Raw genomic sequence first — 21,854 nt, 5'->3', positions numbered from 1 at the left:
CTATAGTGTAAAAATTACAGTTATCTATTTAATTACTAATTCGTTGCAAAGATACGCACTCATTAAAGCAATCTTCGTCTGTTGAACGTAATAGTTGGATATTACACCAATAAATATGTTACACAAATTTAGTACCTAAAATTAAGCGAAACATAAGGATACCAGCCATCTGAAGAGTGTCCCATCACAAATCGTACAACCGCAAGTGATGCCGGTGCGAAATAAACGCCCCCTCCTACACCGTGGTGCCATATTGTCGATGCTTCGTCACGTTTCCATACCCTGCCAACATCATAAAATCCCAATAAGCCAATTTGTCCGGGTAAAACATAACTTACCAGGTCGCCAAGTTTGGCCCTAAGCTCTAAATTGTTGTAAAATGTATGTTCGCCGGCAAACCTAAACTGGCGGTAACCAAGCAGGTTGCCCTGTCCGCCAAGATAAAGGGCCTGATAAAATGCAGGTTTACCGATGGTTACACCACCGCCAAAACGGTCTGCCAGAATGAAATTTTTTCTGCCATCGAGATTTTTATACAGGGCGATGCTGCCTGTAAACTGTCCGAAAGAATTAGAATACTGGTTAACACCTTTGTATCCTAAAACCTTAAAATCAATATAACTGCCCAATGTTGGCAACAGATCGTTATCGCGGGTATTATTGGTGAAATTGATAAATGCGCCGGCAAACATTTTTTCGTTGCGAACGGTCAGCGAATCGGAAGAATGCAAGAGTGATGGATTCTCGATAAAACGCCCGTTATTGTCTTCCTGATTGTATTTGTAATACTGCCATGTCGGACCAACACTAAAAGTAGATTTAGGACGGCGCCACCTGATAGCAGCATCCAACTGGTAAAGGTTGTAACGTGCACGGTAATACCTGATATCATCGCCATGTTCATCGAAATGGGTTTGATTACCCAAACCAAAGAAATTCTGTGTATTGTTCGGTGCAAAAGCATCGGCTTTTACCACAATATCCCCCTTGCCTAAAGCTTTTAACCACTCCCCTTTATAATTAAACTTAAAAGCTCTTGTAGAAAATGAATGCAGGAAAGAAATGGTTTGCGAATTGCCGTAAGGTTGTTTCCTGAATCCTGGATTAGTTTGTTTATAGATTAAACCCAATAATATTCCATCATCCTGGTTGTAACCTGCATTTAACAGCCAGGTATTTCTGCGGTACATATCTTTAGGAATGTAGCTGAAATTCGAAGTATCATTAGAGATTATTTTTCTGATCTTATCGGCATCATTGCCATTGTAAGTAGCTTTATCTTTTCTGCCGTATAACCTAACCAAACCATTGCTATTTGCAAAATCGTACACTTTGTTGCCTTTTCCACCAATAATCCTGATTTTAATGTTCGAATTTTTATTGTCCAGGATTAAACTATCGTTACCGTTGTGCATGTACACCCTGATTTCTTTGGTTACTTTAGGATCGAATTTCCTGTCGAAGAGTTCCCCTTTAACATTCCCTTCTTTTGAAATTTTATTGATTTTCACCCGTAAACCTTTATCATTAGCATCGGTGATCTGGATCAGCTCATTTTTATTCGTTACCTCGATATCAACAATCCTGTTAAAGAAGTGATAATACTGGTTCATCAATTTTGGCAAAGTGGCAATTCTGTTCCGCAGCTCGGCCAAAAATGCATCATGGTGCATTGAATAACTTGGTTCAGGCAGTTTTTTCAATGCTTTTTCGAAAACAGCATCGTTGTAGTTAGCACAGAAATCTTTTACAATCTGATCAAATTCTTTTTCATCAATATTGGCTGTCCAACGGCTGCTGATTTCTCTTCCTTCCCATAAAAACCAATTGATATTCTGTATGCCACGTTCGTATCCCTGCATCATTGGTAATAAGGAAGATGATTGTGCATAACGCTGTAAGAAGCCGTCAGACCTGAAAAATACCTGGTCGCGATCTCTCGGAACCGGAGTATAAATCAGGCCATCTTTGGTTTTGGTTGCTTTCCATCGCCATTGGTCTTCGTGCCTGTCCCAATCGCCTAATAACACATCAAATGCCCTTGCCCTCACCCAGGATGCACCATCCAGTCTATTATCATTATCCTCGGTAAGTTTTCTGTCCATTTTTGGAGAATTATCTGAATCGCCGGTTGGCTCGCGTTCTTCAAATAAACAGAGGGTATTGGCAAAAACGGCCTCAAACTCACCTAAATTATCATCGGGAGACACCCAGCCGATAATCGGATTGCTATGCGCAATGCCACCTGCATTAGCCAGATCTGGCACAACCAAAGCCGTAAACGGATGCTGTGCCGACATGTTATCTTTAATAACATCTTTGGCAAAGGTTTCGCGCAAGGCAGCAGGCAAAAGTACTTCAGGATATTTCTCTACACTGCGCAATACGTATTCTTTACCATTTTTATCTTCTAAACGTAACGACCGCGATTGATTACCGCCGCCACGCTGGGTTGCTTTTAAACCACCCATCATCTGGGAAATCCGCAGCACAGGCACCTTGGTCTTTTCAGCATATTCTTTACGGTAATTTTCGCCGAAAATAAAACGGTGAAAACGGCCTACACTATCATATTCGGGTTTAATCCGTATCACAATGCTATCGGCAGTGATCGGTTTATCCCTGTTACGTACTTTCTTGGGAATGGCTTCAAACTTTTTAATATAACTGTAAACACGTTTAACGCTGGTATCTGAATAAATGTAATATTCGTAGCGCATATCGTTGTTTTTTAGCTGATCGGCCACTACATAACCCTGCTGCATTTCGTGAAACAGGGAGGTTTTGCCCTCTTTATTTGGCGATACTTTTGAGCCAGAACCGCTAACAATCTGCAACTGCTTGCCTTTTATCAATTGCAACCCGTGCTCATGTCCGGCAACATAAGTTACATTTGGATAATCGCCAAACACATCTGTTACAGATTTAATCATATCCTTATAGGCCGGATGGTTTAAATCTTCTGGACTTAACAAAGTGGAACGCAACAACGGATAAACAGAACCCAAAACCGGTAAAGGAATGTACAGGTTTTTGTTTAGCGAAGTAAGCGGAAAAATATGGTTTCTTAAATTAAAATAGCCTCCATGCGGACCGTAGCTCTGAAACGGATGGTGCGACGCCAAAAGGATTACTTTATCCTTATTTTCTTCGAGCAATTGCTCCATTTTTACAAGCACTTCATCTTTGGTACGACAGTCGCAATCGCCATTTGGATTGGATTTATTATACGGAAAAAGCCACCATTCGCTATCGTAAGCAATGATGGTAAGTTTATCTGTAAGATTAATGGCTATGGGATCGGGGCAACCATTGTCGGGGATCAGTCTCAGCAAAGGATCGTTCTGTGCCCTTAGATAATCGCCCTGTGCCTTTATTTTGGCCAATCCTTTTGGTCCGGATTTATCCCAGTCATGGTTGCCGGGTACAAAATATACCGCAGCACCCATTTGACGCATCGGCTCGAACTGTGAGCGTAATATTTTTTTAGTCTCTTCTTCTTCTAAACTGCCAGGCAATCCCATTCCCGTTGGATAAATGTTATCGCCAAGGTAAAGTACGGTTGTTTTTTTGGGAAGAATTTGTTTTGCAGCATTTTTTAAATTCTGCATCTGGGCTTGATTCATTTCGCCTGCATCGCCAAAAAGAATTACACGGTATTTTACATCATCCTGTGCAAAGGCAATAAAATTGATTAAAAATAAGATGGAAAAAAGGGTAAAGCTTTTAATCATAGTGCGAGGTTTGTATAAAGATAGTTATTTTAAAATTTAGTTTGTTTCTTGAGGATTTTTTCCATCGCGCCATCGTGCTGAATTTACTTTACAAGTAGAAGTAGTATTTTCAATTGCCTTGTAGCTATATAGCATGAAAGATCCTGAAACAAGTTCAGGATAACAATTTTACGAAAGGGTTTTATTTAACCTTATTTCTTCAATTTAAACAACAAAATATTACCGGCAGCAAGAGTTCCACCCTCATTCGAGATATAAAGGTTATTATCGCGATCGAAGGCGATGCCTTCCGGTTGGTTAAATAAACCCGGATCTAGTGCATGTGTTGCTTTAACTTTAAAATCAGCATCGGTAATTACCAAAAGTTTATTTACTGATGAAAGGATGTACCACTCGTTGGTTTTGGGATTTTTAGCCAATGCAGAGGGACGGAACCTTGATTTTGAGCTTCCGGATGCTTTTTCGATTGCTTTATGCGAAAGGCTAAATTCTCCGGCTGCTGTTAACGAGGCATCATCGGCAACCTTAAAACCATAAATACTGGAAGCTTTTGCTTTAGAATCGGGTTTGCTATCTTTAGTTAATACATAAATCATGTTTTTTTTCTCATCTGCTGCCAGTCCTTCATATTCAGCTTTAGGCACCAGCCCCTTGGTTTTGGTCACATTGGTGGCTTCGGGTTTACCCAGCTCAGCTACAGGAAAGGTGTGCAGTTCGCCATTGCTTTTTAATACAATGAAATAATTTTTGATGATGGTTACATCTTCATAATCGCCTTTTCCACCAAATTTTGTAAATTTTGACTCTTTATCGCCCAAACCTAAATGAAAAAGATCGCCATCTTCATCCTGGATGGCAAATACTTCCTTAGGATCGCCATTATGAAATACAATACCAGAAATTTCGAAAAGGTTATGTGGCATGTTGTATTTTACCGGATTGGCCAGATCATAAGGAAAATCTGATTTTACTACTCCGTTTGTTGAAGATGCCATGCTTGCTGAGTCGGTTTGTTTATCATCGCGGTTACTATTAACACATGATACATTAAAAAAAGCTGAAGCTATTAGAAATCCTGAGGCTAAAAAGGTTTTATTGTATTTCATAGGGTAAAATTTTAATGTTTATGGGGCATGGCCTGTGAACCCAAACCATGACATGTTTCATTCAATACTACTTGATCGTCATCTCGACCGTAGTGGAGAGATCTATTGAAAGCTACTCTCATAGATTTCTCTCCCGAAGATTCGGGACCGTGCTTCAGTCGAAATGACGACTACTTTGTGGAACTTCATCTGAAATGACGACCATATAGAAAGCACAGACCACAGCATGCTTTATTTATTTTTCAATAATTCGTAAATATCATGCTGAGAGGAAACAAGAACCTCGCCAGTTTTAACAGGAATATTATCCATGTTCTCATCTATGTAAACCGCCTGCACATTATCGCGTTTCTGGATTTCAATAATCGCCATTATTTCCTGTTTAATCTGCTCATTATAAATAGGAAAACAGACTTCAATCCTGCGGTAAATGTTCCGGTTCATCCAATCGGCAGAGCCCAGGTAAACATCATTATTGCCCAGGTTATGAAAGATAAAAATACGCCCGTGTTCTAAATAACGATCAACAATACGGGTAATCCTGATATTTTCGCTCATTCCTTTTACCCCTGGAACCAAACGGCAGATACTCCTTACAATCATCTCAATCTTTACACCTGCCTGCGAAGCCTCATAAAGTTTATTGATCAATACTTTTTCTTCGAGGTTATTCATTTTAATGGTAATACCCGATGGTTTCCCCTGTTTTGCATGTTCGATCTCCCGGTCAATCAATTCCAGAAAAACCTGTTGCAGGTTAAACTGGGCAACCAATAAATGGCTGAATTTGATCTGATCAGCTGAAGTTGGTTTAACCCTCTTGGCAAGAAAAATAAAGAGCAGCTCCACTTCACGGAGCATTTCCTTATTGGCAGTCATTAAAATATGATCGGTATAAAAGGCAGCTGTACTTTCATTAAAATTGCCCGTAGCAAACAAACCTGTATAATGCATCCGGTTGCCTGTCTGCCGTTTTACCAGGGCCACTTTGGCGTGAACTTTTAAAGCGGTAACACTATAAATGATATCAACTCCTACCTCTTTCATCTTCTTGGCCCACTTAATGTTATTGGCTTCATCAAAACGGGCCTTAAGCTCTACCAAAACAGTTACTTTTTTCCCGTTTTTTGCAGCACTGATCAATGCATTTGCAATTTTCGAATCGCTGGCCACCCTGTAAAGCGTAATATAGATTTCCCTTACATCTTCATCAACTGCAGCTTCGTTAAAAAAACGCAGCACACTGTCGTAACTTTGATAAGGTATATGTACAATGATATCGTTTTTATAAATGGCCTCGGTTAAAGACCCATCAATAAGATCGGTATTGCAGAGTTTAGGCCAGTTCTGGTTGGATAGTTTTGGAGCATTAACCGGGAAAGCCATAAAATCTTTCAGGTTGTGGTACTGTCCGCCTTCTATCCTATTGGCCTTTTTAAGGTTGAACACTTTTTTAAGCAGCTCGAAAACATGGGCAGGTATACCTGGCTGATGAAGAAACCGCGTAGCGAGCCCAGAATCACGTTTAAGCAACTGCTTTTCCAGCTGTTCGGATAAACTGCCTGAGTACTCATCTTTCAGGTCGATTTCGGCATCTCTCGTGATTTTGAAGCTGTAACAACCAGTAATTTCTGCTTCATGAAAAACCCTGTCTAAATGAAAACGGACAATATCATCCAAAAAAACAATATAGGTTTCTTCTCCCGCTTCTACTTTATAAAAACGCGGTAATTGATTGGAAGGGATATTTAAAACAACGGTTTCAGTTTGGTCATTCTGCTTTAAGGTAATCAGAAAATAGAGTTCGTTATTGGTAGGGAAAAAGTTAGTGTCGGGATTAATATAAACCGGCTGTAAAAAGGCCATAACCTGACTGAGGAAATAGCGGGTTACGCTTTTCCGGATTTCTTCAGGAAAGGACTGACCATAGATTAAATTGATCTTATTTTCTTTGAGCCGAGGAATAATGTCCGATTTCAGCACTTTTCCATAACGCTGTTGCTGACCGGAAATGAGCTCATTGGCCGTACTCAATAAATTATCATCGATCTTGATATCGTTATCTTCTTTGTTGCTTAATTTTTCGAGGGCAAGCAGCACAGGCATCCTTACCCGGTAAAACTCATCGAGGTTGGAAGAAAATATCGATAAAAACTTAATTCTTTCTAAAAGCGGAACGTTATTGCGTTCGGCTTCCATTAAAATACGCTCGTTAAATTTTAACCAGCTTAAATCCCTGTTAAAAAAAAAGGTTTCTACTGTATGCTCCATTAAAGTTTACCGTAAGCAGCATAAGCAATTACAAACGCCAGTACTGCTGCAATTAAGCCAAACATGAAAATATTATAAGCCAGGCGAATCAATTTATATTTGCGCCCCAGCACAACACCTTGCGAATATACATCGGTAATGAGGGTCCCGTATAAAAAGTCTTTATCATTCATCACCTTGATCATGCCTTCGGTGTAACTTGGCAGGCTCATTTTATAGAAATTACCAAAAAACAAAAGGTTTACTTTTTTCTTGTCCATATCCTCCTGGGTAAATTCGCCTTTTGGAATAGACGGACGGGTTGATAAAATGGAAACTACCACACAGGTTAAACTTACCATCAACAAAATAAAGGTTGGAATAATGAGGTTGCCATGATCTTCGAGGCGCCTTAATAACAAACTCACGATTAACGAAAGCATGATCGAGTTTACCGTAATGAGGATGTGCGCCTTATTATCGGCCATATCGCTCAAACGTTGGTTGTTGGCCGAAGTAATCCTGAACATGGTTTCGATACCTTTATCGGGCCTGTCGTCTTTGTCTTTCTTCTTCTTATCTTTAATAATTACCGGTGCAAAATTTTTAGGCTCTTCGAGTTCGGTACTGATTTCTTCCTGTGCAGTTAGTTTACTTTTCAGTTTTTCGATATTTTTTTGTTTCTGATCATTCAGTAAGAGGTTGGCATAATCAGTATGGTAATGGTGCGACTCCATAAACTGGATATCTCTTTTACGCCACTCGAGCTTGCTGATGTCTTTCTTATAAATCAGCTCGTTTTCCTTATGCATCAGTTTTCCTTTTGCACGGAAATCAGGCAAACCCAAGTGAAAAAGATCTGCATCACAGATAATCCTGTCGATTTCATTTTTAGGTTTCTGTGGTATTTTTGTTGCCAATATGGCACTCTTCACATTATCCTGAACTTCCTGATTGACTTTGTGTTTGGTTAGAAACACGTTAGCCAGTTCTGCGCCTTTTGCCTCATGGTTTAAGGCATCTTCGAAATAGCCGGTATCATGAAAATAGGCAGCAACGGTTACCGTGAAAAAATCCTGCTCGTTAAGTTGATAGTGATTGGCAATCTGCTGTGCTGCATTTACAACCTCCTGCGTATGCTCAAAATTATGATAAACCAACCGCGGATCGTTATGGGTTTGGAAGTAATTGCTAACATACTGTTCTACATCTTCCTGCAATTGTTTATAGTTCATGAACGTAAATATGGAAGTAATAATAAGTTATTTTTTGGAAAATGCATTTTCTTAAAATCTTTTTAAACCGAAATTGTTTTGATTTTTTATCATTATAAAATTACTTAATTTTTTAAAAAGAATGAGGTATGAATTATGGATATTGGAAAATTAGTCTGAAAAACCTGATATACTTAGCCATGGAAGAATTGCTGATGAGTTACAAGCCTGAAGCTTTAAACAATAATTAAATCTACTAATCAAATATTTACCCCGTTTTTAATCCCGTTTTAATACTAGTATTAAAATTATGTCAGGCTTTGAAAAAAAGAACCCAATCTGCTTTTCAATATCTCAATCCTGGTTTTTCTGTCTTATATTTGCATTGTAGATGATGAATTACCTGAGAAAAAAATTATGGAAAAACATTTTTGGCCTATTGGTATTGGGCCTGCTTGCCACAAAATTTTTTGCATTCTCTCTGAGTACATTCTTATCTTCTGATCATGCCTACGCCGTGGAAAAAAGCAGCGAAGAAAACAAAGGTAAAGAAGAAGAATCGTTCGATAAACTAAAGAAAAAAATGCTGTTTTTTGATTCCTCGCTAACAGCATGCTTAAACCCTTTTCTGGCTGATCAATCTCCGGTAAACAAATACACCTATCGCTTCAGATCCTGCAGTTTTCCTGCCAAGAATGTCCCTACCCCGCCTCCAGACACACATTCTTAACGCCCAGTGGGTCTCAAACATCATAATGTCTTAAACATGCCTTTGAGTGTGTTAATGGGGATGCTATAGTTTATAATTATTACACATTATCTACCAGTAAAATTATTCCAAAACATTGGAGTATAGTTTGTTTATCTGAATTAATATTAATGAAAAATCGTCACACTGCTAGTGCACGTTCGCCATGGCAAAGGTTGGTGCTTATGCTTCATCTTGAACGCAAAACCATCAATTATATCTATGTTTATGCCATCTTAATTGGCTTAATCGGCCTTTCGCTTCCACTTGGAACAAGCGCCGTTTTTAACCTGCTATCCAATGGAGCAATGTATAGCTCAACCTATATCCTTATTACCGTAATTTTAGTTGGTATAGTTGTTGGCGGTTTATTGCTTATAGGGCAATTAACGCTGGTCGAATTCCTGGAGCAGAAAATTTTCACAAAAGCTGCCCTCGAATTTGCCTTCCGCTTGCCAAGAATTAAAAAGAAGGCCCTTGAGGGAGAAAACCCTACCGAGCTTGTTAACCGTTTTTTTGATATCCTCACCATACAAAAAGGCCTGACCAAACTACTGGTTGATATTGTTGCTGCAGCCGTACTTATATTTTTTAGCGTAATACTGCTTTCCTTCTATCACCCTGTTTTTATGGCCTTTGGCACATTTGTGCTCATTGTAATCGCTTTGATCCTGATCTTATATTATCGCCGCGGTGTAGAAACGAGCATTGAAGAATCTGGCTATAAATATGAGGTGGTTGCCTATCTGGAGGAAATTGCTTCCGATCTGGATACCTACAGGCAGAGTGAGGCCAAGAGAAAAGAGATTATTGAACAGACGGATAAAATCACAGCAAACTACATCCAATCGCGGAATGATCATTTCGGTGTTTTGAAAAAATTTTTCATCAGTGCAGTTGCCATGCGTACCATATTGATGGGCGCCTTATTGCTTTTAGGCTCTTATTTCGTTGTAGAACGCCAAATGACTTTTGGGCAGTTTGTGGCCGCTGAGGTAATTATCGTGCAGATCAGCTATGCCATTGAAAAACTGATGACCAACCTGAATACGGTGTTTGACATGATTACAGGAAGCGAAAAGCTTGCTGTAGTAACCGACCTGGAGTTGGAGGAAGGAGAACTGAATCATGGCTAACACAGGGAGCAATTTGGCTCAGCTTCAAAACTGGGAATCACTTTCGGTACATGCCAACCGTAAAATTATAAATGCAAAAGGTCCTAAAAGACTGGGCAGGATACTATTATTCATCATGGCTTTTTTTGTACTGCTGTTATTCCTTCCTTATCGACAAACCATCCCTGGGCGCGGAACTGTAACAGCGCTTAGGCCTGAAGACCGGCCTCAAACCATACAGAACCAGATTGGTGGCCGTATTGAACATTGGGCAGTACGGGAAGGGCAGGAAGTAAAAAAAGGCGATACGATACTCCTGATTTCAGAAACCAGTCAATCTTATTTTGATCCTGAACTCCCTTCGCGCCTAAACGAACAGCTTGATGCCAAACGGGGCAGTGAAACAGCTGCTGTGCAGAAAATAGATGCAACCAAAGCACAAATGAAAGCACTTACTGAAGGATTGCATTTTCAAATGAAAGCGGCAGAAAATAAGGTATTACAGGCCAGAAATTATGTAAGTATCGATAGTGCCGAACTACTGGCTGTCCAAAAATTTTATGAAACTACAAAAGTGCGCCTGGAAAGGTACGAAACAGGATACAAAAACGGGCTTTTTTCGCTTACTGACATTGAAACACGCCGGCTTAAACTACAGGAAGATAATGCGAAAGTGATCAGCCAGCGGAATAAATTAAATAACTCAGTGCAGAATTTACTAAATGCCAGGATTGAACTCGATAACATTAGGGCAAAATACCAGGAATCGATGTCAAAAGCACAATCAGACATGAGTTCGGCCATATCTGGTAAGGTAAGTGCACAGGGAGACATTGCAAAATTACGCAACGATATTTCAAACCTCAGCATCAGGCGTGGCCTCTATGTAGTGAGGGCCCCTCAAAGTGGTTTTATTGTTAAAACCTTAAAGGCAGGTATTGGCGAAAACATTAAAGAAGGAGAATCGGTAGCTACCTTACAGCCAAAATCGCCAATGGTTGCTGCTGAACTTTATGTAAGTGCAATGGATGTTCCCCTCATACTGGACACCAGTGATGTCCGCCTGCAATTTGAAGGCTGGCCATCGGTGCAGTTTTCAGGATGGCCATCGGTAGCGGTAGGTACTTTTGCAGGTAAAGTATTCTCCATCGATCGTACGAGCAGTACGGGAGGAAAATACCGTCTTTTGGTAAGCCAGACCAATCCGGTTCCTACTAAGGATGAGCCCTGGCCAAATCAATTAAGACAAGGCTCTGGCGTTTACGGCCGAATTATCCTCCGGTCGGTACCCCTGTGGTACGAAATATGGCGCCAATTGAATGGTTTTCCGCCAAGTTTAGATAAAGAACCTGCAACAGACATGAAAGACAAAAAATAGTTTAGCGGTTGTAAAAATGAAATTGACTTTAAAAAAAATATCTACGGTATTCATCATAATACTGCTATCGGTCAAAATAAACTTCGCCCAAAATCCCGTTGTAAAAAAAAGCATAGACAGCGGAAAAGTTTTCAGCCTTGAAGATCTGCAACAGATGGTTTTCAGGTATCATCCGGTGATGAAGCAGGCTGCACTGTTGAGCGAATCTGCAAGGGCAAAGGTATTACAGTCTTTAGGTTATTTTGATCCGGCATTAAAGGCAGGATTCAGCAGAAAATTATTTGGCGATACCGAATATTATAATAAATGGAACAGTGAGCTAAAAATTCCGCTTTGGCTTGCCGGAGCAGACCTTAAACTAGGCTACGACCGCAACGTGGGTAACTACATCGATCCGGAAAACCGAACCGGCCAGCAAGGTTTATCTGCTATTGGTTTAAGTATTCCCTTAGGGCAGGGACTCATTATTGATGCAAGGCGAAGTACGCTCCGCCAATCTAAAATAATGGTTGAATATGCAGAGGCCGATCAGCTGAAACAGATTAATAGCGTTTGGTATGGAATAGTAAAGGATTATTGGAACTGGTACTATGCCTACAAACAATTTGCGCTAGTTAATGAAGGTTTGGACCTGGCGCAACGCCGGTTCAAAGCACTAAGTGCGCAAACGCTTATCGGCGATAAGCCCACAATCGATTCTGTTGAGGCCTACATCACCGTACAGGAGCGGATGATACAAAAAGAAAAAACGACTATTGAACTTCAAAACGCAAGGCTGATCCTCTCTAACCACCTTTGGAATGATCAGGGCTCTCCATTGGAACTCCCGGTTGAGGCTATTCCACAAAATACATTGTTGGCAATCGGCAAGCCCAATCCCCTATTATTGGACACCCTTTTGGGCCAGGCAGCTAATCAACATCCTGAGCTTTTAAAACTGAAAAGTAAAGGCGAACAACTGGCTATCGAAAAAAGTTACCGCCAGGAATTGCTAAAGCCTAAACTGAACTTAATCGGTAACCTGATTTCTAACCGTACCGGTTTTAACAGCAACATACCCGGATATTACGATTTTAACTGGAGCAATTATAAGTTTGGTATAGAGTTCGCTTTTCCGCTTTTCCTCCGGTCAGAGCGGGGTAAATTAAGGGAAGTAAAAATCAAACAGTTGGAGCTTGATTACGACATTAAACAGTTTGGAAGAGAAATCAGGAACAATGTAATTGCCTCTTATAACGATCTCTCTGCTTATTCTGCACAGCTTGCTTTACAGGTAAAAAGCATCGAAAACCAGCAAATCCTGGTTAACGGGGAGAACCAGAAGTTTAGCCTGGGCGAAAGCACACTTTTTTTAATCAACAGCAGGGAAACTAAACTGATTGACATGAAAATTAAGCAGGAAAGTATGATAGCCGGCTACCAGAAAACACTGGCAGAGCTATATTATAAGGCAGGAACGAGAGAAATCATGAATTAAACAATTCTTGGTATAATTTAAACCCAAAAGAGGCTGAATCATAAGTATAAATTGTCATCCTGAACTTGTCAAAGGATCTCGTTTAAATGTCTTAAAGGCATCCCGATACTTCGCCAAGCTCATTATAGCCAAGCTCATTATAGCCAAGCTCAAAGTGACAAACAGGTGAGAAATTACAAAATGATACAGCCCCTTTTAAATGGCAACCCAAACTGTGCGTTTCCGGAACCACTTTATGGATTTTAATTTATATACCTGTAATTAGCAACCACCTTTGCGTGGAGCATGCTCATAAATTACTTTACTGTCCCGTTCTACATATTCGCACGATACTATTGGATAGACATACTTGGGCGCGTACGAAACATTATGGCTTTTTATAATTATCTTATCATTAACCTTCAGGCTATTCAACTGCTGAAGTTCTTTATCAAACCTAAGAATATAATCCTCGCCATTAATCTTAGCCATCACCCCGAAACCTAACAATGAACCTGGCGGAAGAGAAAGAGAGGTTACAACAGCCTCCATATTGGTATAATCATTAATCTGCTTCCTTATTTTAGCAACACCGGCGTATACTTTTTTACCTTCGGGAGATGCTTCCCATTTTTTGAACCTGATACCATCAGGACTTGCCTCCCATTTTTTCAATGCCTCTTTCCTTTCAGCAGCAGAAAGGGGTTTCGAGGTCGGCTTTTTAATTTCACGGTTTGCAAATACCAGTCCGCTTACCACAACCAGTGGTAACATCAGCGCATAAATTACTTTTTTCATCATTTTTTCATGTCTTTTTAAAGTTTATACAACAAAATTACTTTGATGTCTTTCAGCACAAGGAATCTGGATTGTAAATAAAATTGTAAACTTTGTAAATAAAACATTTACAAGCCACACCATAACTGATATACCCTCACCAGTAATCAGATCAAGCCTGTTTTCAGCTACTTCGCCCATCATTGTCTTATTTTACTTGTTTGCATAATTTTTGATATAATGGTTCGATTTTTAAAACAATCCATTATATTTATTAAAAATCCTTCAATCAAATAGATGAAAACAACATTTACATTAGTGTTATCTGCCATTGCGTTTATATTAATTTCGGCGACTACATACAACAAAAAAACTTATCGGGGCAAAACTTTCGATTTTAGCAACAGAAATAAAATCGATACACCCGATCAGGACCGTTTCGTTAAGGTTACCCTCGCACAGGGTGAATTTACAGAGCCAACAGAAATGGCCATACTCCCTAATCTGGATATTCTGGTAGCGCAGCGCAGAGGTGAAGTGCTGATCTATAAAAACCAGACAAAAAAAATTAAAGAAGCTGGTAAACTTGATGTTTATTTCAAAACCAGTACTCCCAATGTTAATGCAGAAGAAGGGTTGTTAGGCATGGCTGCCGACCCAAAATTTGCAATTAATAAATATATCTACCTTTTCTACAGTCCGTTTGATAAATCGGTAAACCGGCTATCGAGGTTTAAATTGGTAAACGATCAGGTTGTAAAAGAATCAGAAAAAATCATTCTGGAATTTTATTCGCAACGCGAAATCTGCTGCCATACCGGTGGTTCGATAGCTTTCGGACCGGATAACCTGCTGTATGTTTCAACGGGCGACAATTCCACTCCTTTTGATGCGCCAAAGCAACAATATGTAAATAAAGGTTACGCTCCGCTTGATAACAGAAAGGGGTTTGAGCAATACGATGCCAGAAGATCAGCAGGTAATACCAACGATTTACGTGGAAAAATCTTAAGGATCAAAGTAAACGAAGATGGAACTTACAGCATTCCTGATGGTAACCTTTTTCCTAAAAATGATCCAAAAGCCAGACCAGAAATTTATGTAATGGGTAATAGAAACCCATACCGCATTTCTGTAGATCAAAAAAACAGTTTTTTATACTGGGGAGAGGTTGGGCCTGATGCAAGCAACGACGATGCTCTAAGAGGTCCGAGGGGTTACGATGAAGTAAACCAGGCCCGGAAAGCCGGTAATTTTGGATGGCCATTGTTTATTGGCAATAACTTTCCTTATAAGGCTTACGATTTTACCAACGGTGCAAATGGCAATGCTTTTGATCCTGCAAAACCCATTAACAATTCGCCAAACAATACTGGCCTGGAGCAGCTTCCACCGGCACAACCGGCCTTTATCTGGTACCCTTATGGCGAGTCGTTAGAATTTCCTCAGGTTGGTGCCGGCGGACGTACGGCAATGACCGGCCCCGTATATTATGCCAGCGCTAATTCGCCCTACCCTGCTTACTACAACGGAAAACTGATTATTTATGAATGGGTACGTGGTTGGGTTAAGGCTGTAACCATGAATGATAAAGGCGATTACCAGAGTATGGAACCATTTTTATCAAAAATTTCACTGGCCGCCCCAATCGATATGGAATTAGGCCCCGATGGGAAATTGTACATTTTAGAATATGGCAAAGGCTGGTTCAGTAAAAACCCAGATGCTGCAATCTCAAGAATCGACTATCTAAAAGGAAACCGACCGCCAAGAGTAGAAAAACTCGATATTGTAAAAACAAGCGGGTTGCTTCCTTACAAAATGACCGCTAATGTAACCGCTGTTGATCCCGATGGCGATGCCTTAACTTACGTTTGGAATTTAGGAAAAGGCATAACCAAAACCACTACAAGCCCAACCTTGCACTATACCTTTACCAAAGCCGGCGAATACCCGGTAAGTGTTACTGTTATGGATAAAAGTAAAGCTAGTGCCAAGAGCGCAGCAATACCCGTTTATGCAGGAAATGAACATCCAAATGTAACAATCGATCTGGCCGGAAATAAGAGTTTTTATTTCCCTAATAAACCAGTTGATTATAAAGTGCTGGTGAGCGATAAAAGCTCAAAAGTGAACAATAACCGCATTTACATTTCAAATACCTACACAGAGGGAACCGATATGGCCGGGGCACAATTGGGCCATCAGCAGGCCGCACAAACCATGATTGGTAAGGCACTGATGCTAAAAGCCGATTGCAGCACCTGCCATAAAGAATCAGCCGTTTCAATCGGTCCTGCTTTTGACAAGGTGGCGGTTAAATATAAAAATGACCCTAAAGCGGTTGATTACCTTGCTTCAAAAATAATTAAAGGCAGCCAGGGTGTTTGGGGCGAAGTTCCCATGCCTGCACACACCACCATGAAAGAAGCTGATGTAAAGAAAATTACCGAATGGATCATGACTTTGGGCAATAAAGAAGCCATAAAAGCATCTCTACCAACTTCTGGTAAAATTGTTCCACCGGCCACCACTGACAAGAAGAAATCTGTACTGACTTTAAAAGCAACTTATACCGGTACAGCTAAAGCAGGTTTAAAACCTTTAACTACAACAAAGCTGATCAATCTGAAAAGTAACGTAATTGATGCTGACGATATAAAAGATTTTGGAGGTTTTGAACGAAAAGATATTTTTGGAGGCGAAAAACTGATTTTAAGAAAAGATTATGGTTGGATAGCAATCAAAAACGTTGATTTAACCGGTATTTCGGGATTTGGTTTTTCTTTTCTAAACCTGGACCCAACAAGCGATGGTGAAATAGAAATCAGACTGGATGATAGTAAGGGTATTATGATCGGAAAATCTACTTTTAGAAAAAGTGTACCAATTAACATGCTCTCGGATGGAAAATTCCATTCAATCTATTTTATTTTCAAAGAATTAAAAACCGGCGATAAAAAGAACCGGCCAATTATTCAATCAATAACGATAGAACCTAAGTAGATTTAAATAAAAAATACAACCCGGAACCCCATCATAAAGGTTTCGGGTTTTTTATTGTAAAAATAATACTTTCTCATCCCCCATTAGCTTAGCAATAATATCTTTGCAGCAAATTCAGCGTATTTATGCAAAACATTAAGAATATTATTTTCGACTACGGAAACGTCATATTTGATATTGATTTCAAAATTGCCCAAACATCTTTTCAAAAACTGGGTATTACCGATATAGAAAATTTCTTCGCTCATAAAGGACACAATCAATTATTTGATGATTTTGAAACCGGAGCCATTTCGCCGGCTGAGTTCAGGGCGGGGATCAGGAAAGCAGCTGGTAAACCCGAATTAACCGACCAGCAGATTGATGATGCCTGGAACAGCCTTTTAATTGGTACAATCCAGGAAAACCACGATTTACTCCTCCAGGTAAAAGAAAAATACCGCACTTTTTTATTGAGCAACAACAATGAAATCCATTACGAATGGATCATTAATTATTTGAAAACAACTTTCAAAATCAATAATTACGATGCTTATTTTGAGAAAGCCTATTTCTCTCAGCACATGAAACTGCGTAAACCCAATACCAATATTTTTGAGCAGGTATTGAAAGAGAACAATCTAAACCCTGCAGAAACTTTGTTTATTGACGATAGTCCGCAACACATAGAAGGTGCTAAAAAAGTAGGCTTAAATACCTTATTAATGACCGAAAAACCTGCTCAGTTAGGATCGTTTTTAAAAGCAAACGGAATTTTGTAAATTAGGGTATGGCAGAAAAAAAGTATAAATCGCTTAAAGAGTTCTACCCGTTTTACCTTACAGAACACAGCAATACCACCTCCCGGATCCTGCATTTTATAGGAACCGGATTAGTGGTACTGGCCTTTTTTGCAGGTTTTCTTTTTCACAACTGGCATTTCTTTCTGGCTATGCCCGTACTGGGCTATGGTTTTGCCTGGGTTGGGCACTTTTTCTTTGAAAAAAATAAGCCCGCCACCTTTCAGTATCCGGGATATAGCCTGGCGAGTGATTTTATCCTGTTTTACGACCTGTTAACAGGCAAACAATCCTTTATAATCAAGAAGTAATATATAGCTGTTTTCAGCGCATTACCCTTTCAAACTAAACTCGATTGAAGCGGCATCCTTTTTGGCTGTCAACCCCTGGAAGTGTCTAAGGGCAGCCAAAAAGATACAGCGCAAAGCGAGGCCTCCTCTCCCAAAGAACTACTGCACGCTCATTTTCAAAAAAATGAATCAGTTTTTAAGCAACGTAAATGCTGAGTACAAAGTAGCTTACAAGACAATAGAAAATACTACTTCTACTTGTAAAACAAGTTCGGCATAACGGAACTAAAAGATTATGCAAACAAAAAACAGTTGGCAATTTTCAGTTGGCAGTATTTATAACCGCTCAAAACTGAAAACTACCAACTGTTAGCAGAAAACCGAACTACAGTTTTCTTCTTTTCAATTCCCTTTCAATCAAGCCTAATTCACGGCCAGTTTGTCCGGCAACCGAAGTATTTTCCTGTGCTCTTCTGAATAAATAAGGCATTACCGCTTTAATTGGTCCATAAGGCACATATTTTGCCACATTATAATTCGAATCGGCCAGGTTAAAGCTTAAATTATCGCTCATTCCCAACAGCTGGGCAAAATATACATGGGGATGATTGTGTGCAATATTCTTTTCCTCTAAAAGGTAAGTCAATAAACGGCTACTATCTTCGTTGTGTGTTCCGGCAACAATGGCAATTTCTTCAATATGGTCTACACAGTAACGCAGAGATTCGTTGTAATCACGATCAGAAGCTTCCTTATCAGGCTGAATTGGCGAGGGGTAGCCCATTTCGGCTGCACGTTTACGTTCTTTCTCCATATAGGCCCCACGAACCATTTTAACTCCTAAAATAAAACCATCGGCCTTTGCAATCAAATGATCAGCCTTCATATCAGCCAATTTATCATGACGGTACATTTGGTAAGTATTATATACAATAATACGCTTACGGTTAAATTTACGCATCATATCCAAGGCCAATTCATCAATGGTATCCTGTATCCAGGTCTCTTCCGCATCGATCATAATCGGCACGTCTTTATCGAAAGCCGTTTTACAGATCATTTCGCAACGCTGTTTTACCTTTTCGTATTCTGCCTCTTCGGCAGCGGTTAAAGTTTCTTTCGCATCCAGTTTCTGCAACAGTGCAAAACGGCCTATCCCGGTTATTTTAAAAACGGTAATCGGAATTTTGACATCGCCATCTGCGCGGACTATCGTACGGATAATTTCGGCACAGGTTTCATCAAAAACATGTTCTTCTTCTTCCCCTTCAACCGAATAGTCTAAAATGGTACCCACCCCCCCTTTATGCAGCTGCTCAATGGTTTTATCACACTCGGCAATGGTTTCGCCTCCGCAAAACTGCTGAAAAATAGTGGCTTTAATTGCGCCCTGTATAGGCAGCCCGATGTTTAAGAAAAAGTTTGTAATGACCGGGCCAACTTTTGTGAGGAAATTATTACCAATCATTTTAAAAAGCCAATATGCTTTTTTCAGTTCCTGGTTTGTTTTTTGACGGAAAGCGATTTCCGTGTTATCGAAATTAGGCTGTTTATTGGGGACTAAATCCATTTTTTACTATATAAATAAGTCAGATTGGTGCAAAATTATAAAAAGCATTGGTTGTTAAAACTAAAAACCTCTAAATAATCGTATTTTTGCACAAAATGATACAATTCAAATTAGAAGGCGAGTTTATTCCGCTGATCCAGCTGCTTAAAGCAACAGGTTTGGTTGGCACCGGGGGCGATGCACAGGCTGCCGTGATTGATGGTTTGGTAAAATGCAACGGAGAAGTTGAATTCCGCAAACGATATAAAGTCAGGATTGGCGACGTCATCACTTTTGAACAAGATAAAATCGAAGTAATTTAATGGAAACCTTAACGAGCGCAGGCCATTCGCTTTATTTCGAAAGCAATTTAGACGCCTTAAAAACACTTTTAGAAAGCAACAAGTACAGTAAGGTTTTTGTATTTGCAGATGAGCATACAAGCGAAATCTGCCTGCCACTGTTCCAGTCGTTTTTAGATGATTTCTCTGAATTCGACCTGATCGAAACAGCAGCAGGTGAGGAAAATAAAAATATCGATTTCTGTATCGGCATCTGGAAGACCCTCCTGGACTTTGAAGCCGACCGAAAAAGTTTAATGATCAATTTGGGCGGCGGCGTAATTACCGACATGGGTGGTTTCATCGCTTCGACCTATAAAAGGGGGATCGATTTCATCAATGTGCCTACTACCTTATTATCGCAGGTTGATGCCTCGGTAGGTGGCAAAACAGGGATTGATATCGACAATGTAAAAAACATGGTAGGCACCTTTACCCTGCCACAAATGGTTTTTATCGAAACAGCATTCTTAAAAACGCTGCCACCTCGTGAACTTTTATCGGGCTTTGCCGAAATGATTAAACATGGTTTGATCTACGACAAACCTTATTACGAAAAGTTAAAGGCCACCAATTACCTTACTCCGAGCGCTGAGGACATTTACCGTTCGGTAGAAATTAAAAATGAAGTGGTAACCATCGATCCGCATGAAAAAAACCTGCGGAAGATTTTAAACTTTGGCCATACCATTGGTCATGCTGTTGAAGGTTATTCTCTGGCAAATGACGAAAAACCTTTAACACATGGTGAAGCTATTGCCATTGGTTTTATTTGCGAAGCGGCATTATCAATTAAAAACAGTACGTTAACAAAAGACGAACTGAACGACATCAGTAGTTATATTTTATCATTATATCCAAAATACCACATCAAAAAAGAAAGTTTCGATACGCTTTTAGAACTGATGCAGAGTGATAAAAAGAACGAAGATGGGAACATTCTTTTCTCACTTCTAGAAAGTACAGGCAAATGCACGTTTAACTGCCGTGTAAGCACTGCCGATATTTTAAGCAGTTTGGATTATTATAACAGTTTATAAGATGAAGTTTACCGGAAGTGATATTTCTGTAATCGGGCTTTTTGGTTTCGTTATCGTTTTAACCCTGGTTGAAATGTATTTTAGCTACCTGCACGACAGGAAATTATACACCAAACGCGATACCTGGACCAATATTTACCTGATGACGGCCGCTATCGTAATCAATTTGGCTACTAAAACAGGTACTTTTTTCTTATTGCAATATTGCTACCAGTTCCGTTTGTTTCAGATTAGCAATATTTGGATTTACTGGCTGGTATTAATTTTAGCTCAAGATTTCCTTTATTGGTTTTTGCATACCGTAGGTCACTATGTGCGTTTTTTCTGGGCCATGCACGTAACACACCACTCCTCAGAGCATTTTAACTTAACAACGGGTTTCCGTTCTACTGTTTTTGAACCTTTGTACCGGGTATTCTTTTACCTGCCATTGGCCTTTATGGGCTTTACGGCAGTTGATATCCTTTTTGCCTATCTGGTTACCCAGATTTACGGCAACCTGGTGCACACCCAATACAACATCAAATTTCCGAAATGGTACGAATATATTTTCGTAACCCCATCTCACCACCGGGTGCACCACGCCAGCAATGTACGTTACCTCGATAAAAACATGGGGATGGTTTTAATCTTGTGGGACAGGTGGTTTGGAACCTTTCAGGCCGAATTACCCGAAGATGAAATTAAATATGGCTTAACCACCCAACCTACTGATACCGGGCCGGTAAACATTATTTTTCATGAGTTTATTGCCCTAACAGCAGATGTTAAAAAAGCACCAACCTTTATGGATAAAGTAAAATACATTTTCAATCCACCAGGATGGAGCCATGACGGGAGTACCAAAATTGCCAAAATTATGCAGCAGGAGCTCCGTGACGCAGAAGCACTTGAAAAATCTAAAAAATTAAAATCAGAACAGCCCGAATTAAGTTCTGCGGTATAGTATGCCGATCAAACCTTACAGATTAACAAAGCCTGTAAGGTTTCTATACCCATCATCAAAACAGTATAAAAACAGAGAAATTAAATTTTATTAAAAATATTTTCAATTTCTTATTGACAAATTAA

At 39.8% G+C, this 21,854-nt stretch carries 16 protein-coding genes; 10 read left to right on the top strand and 6 right to left on the bottom strand.

Translation table 11 applies throughout. From position 1 onward, the window contains the following. Positions 1-128: 128 nt before the first annotated feature. From ACFSR6_RS17360 to ACFSR6_RS17345, 4 genes are all read right to left on the bottom strand, one after another. Positions 129-3,734, bottom strand: a complete 3,606-nt coding sequence (locus tag ACFSR6_RS17360) for a BamA/TamA family outer membrane protein (protein ID WP_379081163.1) — start codon at positions 3,732-3,734, stop codon at positions 129-131. 191 nt (positions 3,735-3,925) lie between these two features. Beyond that, on the bottom strand, positions 3,926-4,840 hold the full coding sequence (locus ACFSR6_RS17355; protein WP_379081161.1) for an SdiA-regulated domain-containing protein: 915 nt from the start codon (positions 4,838-4,840) through the stop codon (positions 3,926-3,928). A gap of 231 nt (positions 4,841-5,071) precedes the next feature. Next, positions 5,072-7,111 carry a polyphosphate kinase 1 gene (gene ppk1 / locus ACFSR6_RS17350; protein WP_379081159.1) on the bottom strand — a complete coding sequence of 680 codons (2,040 nt, stop codon included), beginning with the start codon at positions 7,109-7,111 and terminating at the stop codon, positions 5,072-5,074. Further along, on the bottom strand, positions 7,111-8,325 hold the full coding sequence (locus tag ACFSR6_RS17345) for a Pycsar system effector family protein (protein ID WP_379081157.1): 1,215 nt from the start codon (positions 8,323-8,325) through the stop codon (positions 7,111-7,113). Before ACFSR6_RS17345 ends, ppk1 begins: the two co-directional genes overlap by 1 nt. Positions 8,326-8,695: 370 nt before the next feature. On the opposite strand from ACFSR6_RS17345, the gene ACFSR6_RS17340 reads away from it, so the two are divergent. The 4 genes from ACFSR6_RS17340 (at position 8,696) to ACFSR6_RS17325 (ending at position 13,022) form a co-directional block, all read left to right on the top strand. Further along, entirely contained in the window at positions 8,696-9,034 is a 339-nt protein-coding gene (locus tag ACFSR6_RS17340; protein ID WP_379081155.1) for a hypothetical protein, read from the top strand. Positions 9,035-9,183: 149 nt separating this feature from the next. Beyond that, on the top strand, positions 9,184-10,188 hold the full coding sequence (locus ACFSR6_RS17335) for an ABC transporter transmembrane domain-containing protein (protein WP_379081153.1): 1,005 nt from the start codon (positions 9,184-9,186) through the stop codon (positions 10,186-10,188). Continuing rightward, the gene (locus tag ACFSR6_RS17330) at positions 10,181-11,545 is read left to right on the top strand and encodes an HlyD family secretion protein (protein WP_379081151.1); all 1,365 of its coding nucleotides are present in this window, start codon (positions 10,181-10,183) and stop codon (positions 11,543-11,545) included. Before ACFSR6_RS17335 ends, ACFSR6_RS17330 begins: the two co-directional genes overlap by 8 nt. A 16-nt stretch (positions 11,546-11,561) precedes the next feature. Continuing rightward, complete coding sequence (locus ACFSR6_RS17325) at positions 11,562-13,022, top strand: TolC family protein (protein ID WP_379081148.1); 1,461 nt, start codon at positions 11,562-11,564, stop codon at positions 13,020-13,022. 261 nt (positions 13,023-13,283) lie between these two features. On the opposite strand, the gene ACFSR6_RS17320 is transcribed toward ACFSR6_RS17325, so the two are convergent. Continuing rightward, positions 13,284-13,802, bottom strand: a complete 519-nt coding sequence (locus tag ACFSR6_RS17320) for a hypothetical protein (RefSeq protein WP_379081146.1) — start codon at positions 13,800-13,802, stop codon at positions 13,284-13,286. Between the two features lie 273 nt (positions 13,803-14,075). Between ACFSR6_RS17320 and ACFSR6_RS17315 the strand changes: the two genes are divergently transcribed. From ACFSR6_RS17315 to ACFSR6_RS17305, 3 genes are all read left to right on the top strand, one after another. Continuing rightward, positions 14,076-16,784, top strand: coding sequence for a PQQ-dependent sugar dehydrogenase (locus ACFSR6_RS17315; RefSeq protein WP_379081143.1), 2,709 nt, complete (start codon positions 14,076-14,078; stop codon positions 16,782-16,784). 125 nt (positions 16,785-16,909) lie between these two features. After that, a complete protein-coding gene (locus ACFSR6_RS17310) occupies positions 16,910-17,545 on the top strand; it encodes an HAD family hydrolase (RefSeq protein WP_379081140.1) in 636 nt (211 codons plus the stop codon). Positions 17,546-17,553: 8 nt separating this feature from the next. Beyond that, a complete protein-coding gene (locus tag ACFSR6_RS17305; RefSeq protein ID WP_379081137.1) occupies positions 17,554-17,874 on the top strand; it encodes an Mpo1-like protein in 321 nt (106 codons plus the stop codon). A gap of 364 nt (positions 17,875-18,238) precedes the next feature. Here ACFSR6_RS17305 and ACFSR6_RS17300 read toward each other — a convergent pair whose 3' ends face one another. Further along, on the bottom strand, positions 18,239-19,423 hold the full coding sequence (locus ACFSR6_RS17300) for a proline dehydrogenase family protein (RefSeq protein ID WP_379081135.1): 1,185 nt from the start codon (positions 19,421-19,423) through the stop codon (positions 18,239-18,241). 95 nt (positions 19,424-19,518) lie between these two features. On the opposite strand from ACFSR6_RS17300, the gene ACFSR6_RS17295 reads away from it, so the two are divergent. From ACFSR6_RS17295 to ACFSR6_RS17285, 3 genes are read left to right on the top strand one after another with little or no spacing between them, the layout of a single operon-like run. Beyond that, positions 19,519-19,725: an RNA-binding S4 domain-containing protein gene (locus tag ACFSR6_RS17295; protein ID WP_379081133.1), complete on the top strand. Its 207-nt coding sequence runs from the start codon at positions 19,519-19,521 to the stop codon at positions 19,723-19,725. Further along, on the top strand, positions 19,725-20,783 hold the full coding sequence (aroB, locus tag ACFSR6_RS17290) for a 3-dehydroquinate synthase (protein WP_379081132.1): 1,059 nt from the start codon (positions 19,725-19,727) through the stop codon (positions 20,781-20,783). The genes ACFSR6_RS17295 and aroB overlap by 1 nt, the downstream gene beginning before the upstream one ends. A 1-nt stretch (position 20,784) precedes the next feature. Then, positions 20,785-21,729, top strand: a complete 945-nt coding sequence (locus tag ACFSR6_RS17285) for a sterol desaturase family protein (RefSeq protein WP_379081129.1) — start codon at positions 20,785-20,787, stop codon at positions 21,727-21,729. Positions 21,730-21,854: the final 125 nt, after the last annotated feature.

The sequence above is a fragment of the Pedobacter vanadiisoli genome (assembly GCF_042684385.1).
Lineage (GTDB): Bacteria > Bacteroidota > Bacteroidia > Sphingobacteriales > Sphingobacteriaceae > Pedobacter > Pedobacter vanadiisoli.
This window is presented reverse-complemented; position numbering and strand designations above follow the sequence as displayed.

Coding starts and splice junctions, on each gene's coding strand:
- ACFSR6_RS17360 (WP_379081163.1), bottom strand. CDS start 3,734: ATGATTAAAAGCTTTACCCTTTTTTCCATCTTATTTTTAATCAATTTT.
- ACFSR6_RS17355 (WP_379081161.1), bottom strand. CDS start 4,840: ATGAAATACAATAAAACCTTTTTAGCCTCAGGATTTCTAATAGCTTCA.
- ppk1 (WP_379081159.1), bottom strand. CDS start 7,111: ATGGAGCATACAGTAGAAACCTTTTTTTTTAACAGGGATTTAAGCTGG.
- ACFSR6_RS17345 (WP_379081157.1), bottom strand. CDS start 8,325: ATGAACTATAAACAATTGCAGGAAGATGTAGAACAGTATGTTAGCAAT.
- ACFSR6_RS17340 (WP_379081155.1), top strand. CDS start 8,696: ATGATGAATTACCTGAGAAAAAAATTATGGAAAAACATTTTTGGCCTA.
- ACFSR6_RS17335 (WP_379081153.1), top strand. CDS start 9,184: ATGAAAAATCGTCACACTGCTAGTGCACGTTCGCCATGGCAAAGGTTG.
- ACFSR6_RS17330 (WP_379081151.1), top strand. CDS start 10,181: ATGGCTAACACAGGGAGCAATTTGGCTCAGCTTCAAAACTGGGAATCA.
- ACFSR6_RS17325 (WP_379081148.1), top strand. CDS start 11,562: ATGAAATTGACTTTAAAAAAAATATCTACGGTATTCATCATAATACTG.
- ACFSR6_RS17320 (WP_379081146.1), bottom strand. CDS start 13,802: ATGATGAAAAAAGTAATTTATGCGCTGATGTTACCACTGGTTGTGGTA.
- ACFSR6_RS17315 (WP_379081143.1), top strand. CDS start 14,076: ATGAAAACAACATTTACATTAGTGTTATCTGCCATTGCGTTTATATTA.
- ACFSR6_RS17310 (WP_379081140.1), top strand. CDS start 16,910: ATGCAAAACATTAAGAATATTATTTTCGACTACGGAAACGTCATATTT.
- ACFSR6_RS17305 (WP_379081137.1), top strand. CDS start 17,554: ATGGCAGAAAAAAAGTATAAATCGCTTAAAGAGTTCTACCCGTTTTAC.
- ACFSR6_RS17300 (WP_379081135.1), bottom strand. CDS start 19,423: ATGGATTTAGTCCCCAATAAACAGCCTAATTTCGATAACACGGAAATC.
- ACFSR6_RS17295 (WP_379081133.1), top strand. CDS start 19,519: ATGATACAATTCAAATTAGAAGGCGAGTTTATTCCGCTGATCCAGCTG.
- aroB (WP_379081132.1), top strand. CDS start 19,725: ATGGAAACCTTAACGAGCGCAGGCCATTCGCTTTATTTCGAAAGCAAT.
- ACFSR6_RS17285 (WP_379081129.1), top strand. CDS start 20,785: ATGAAGTTTACCGGAAGTGATATTTCTGTAATCGGGCTTTTTGGTTTC.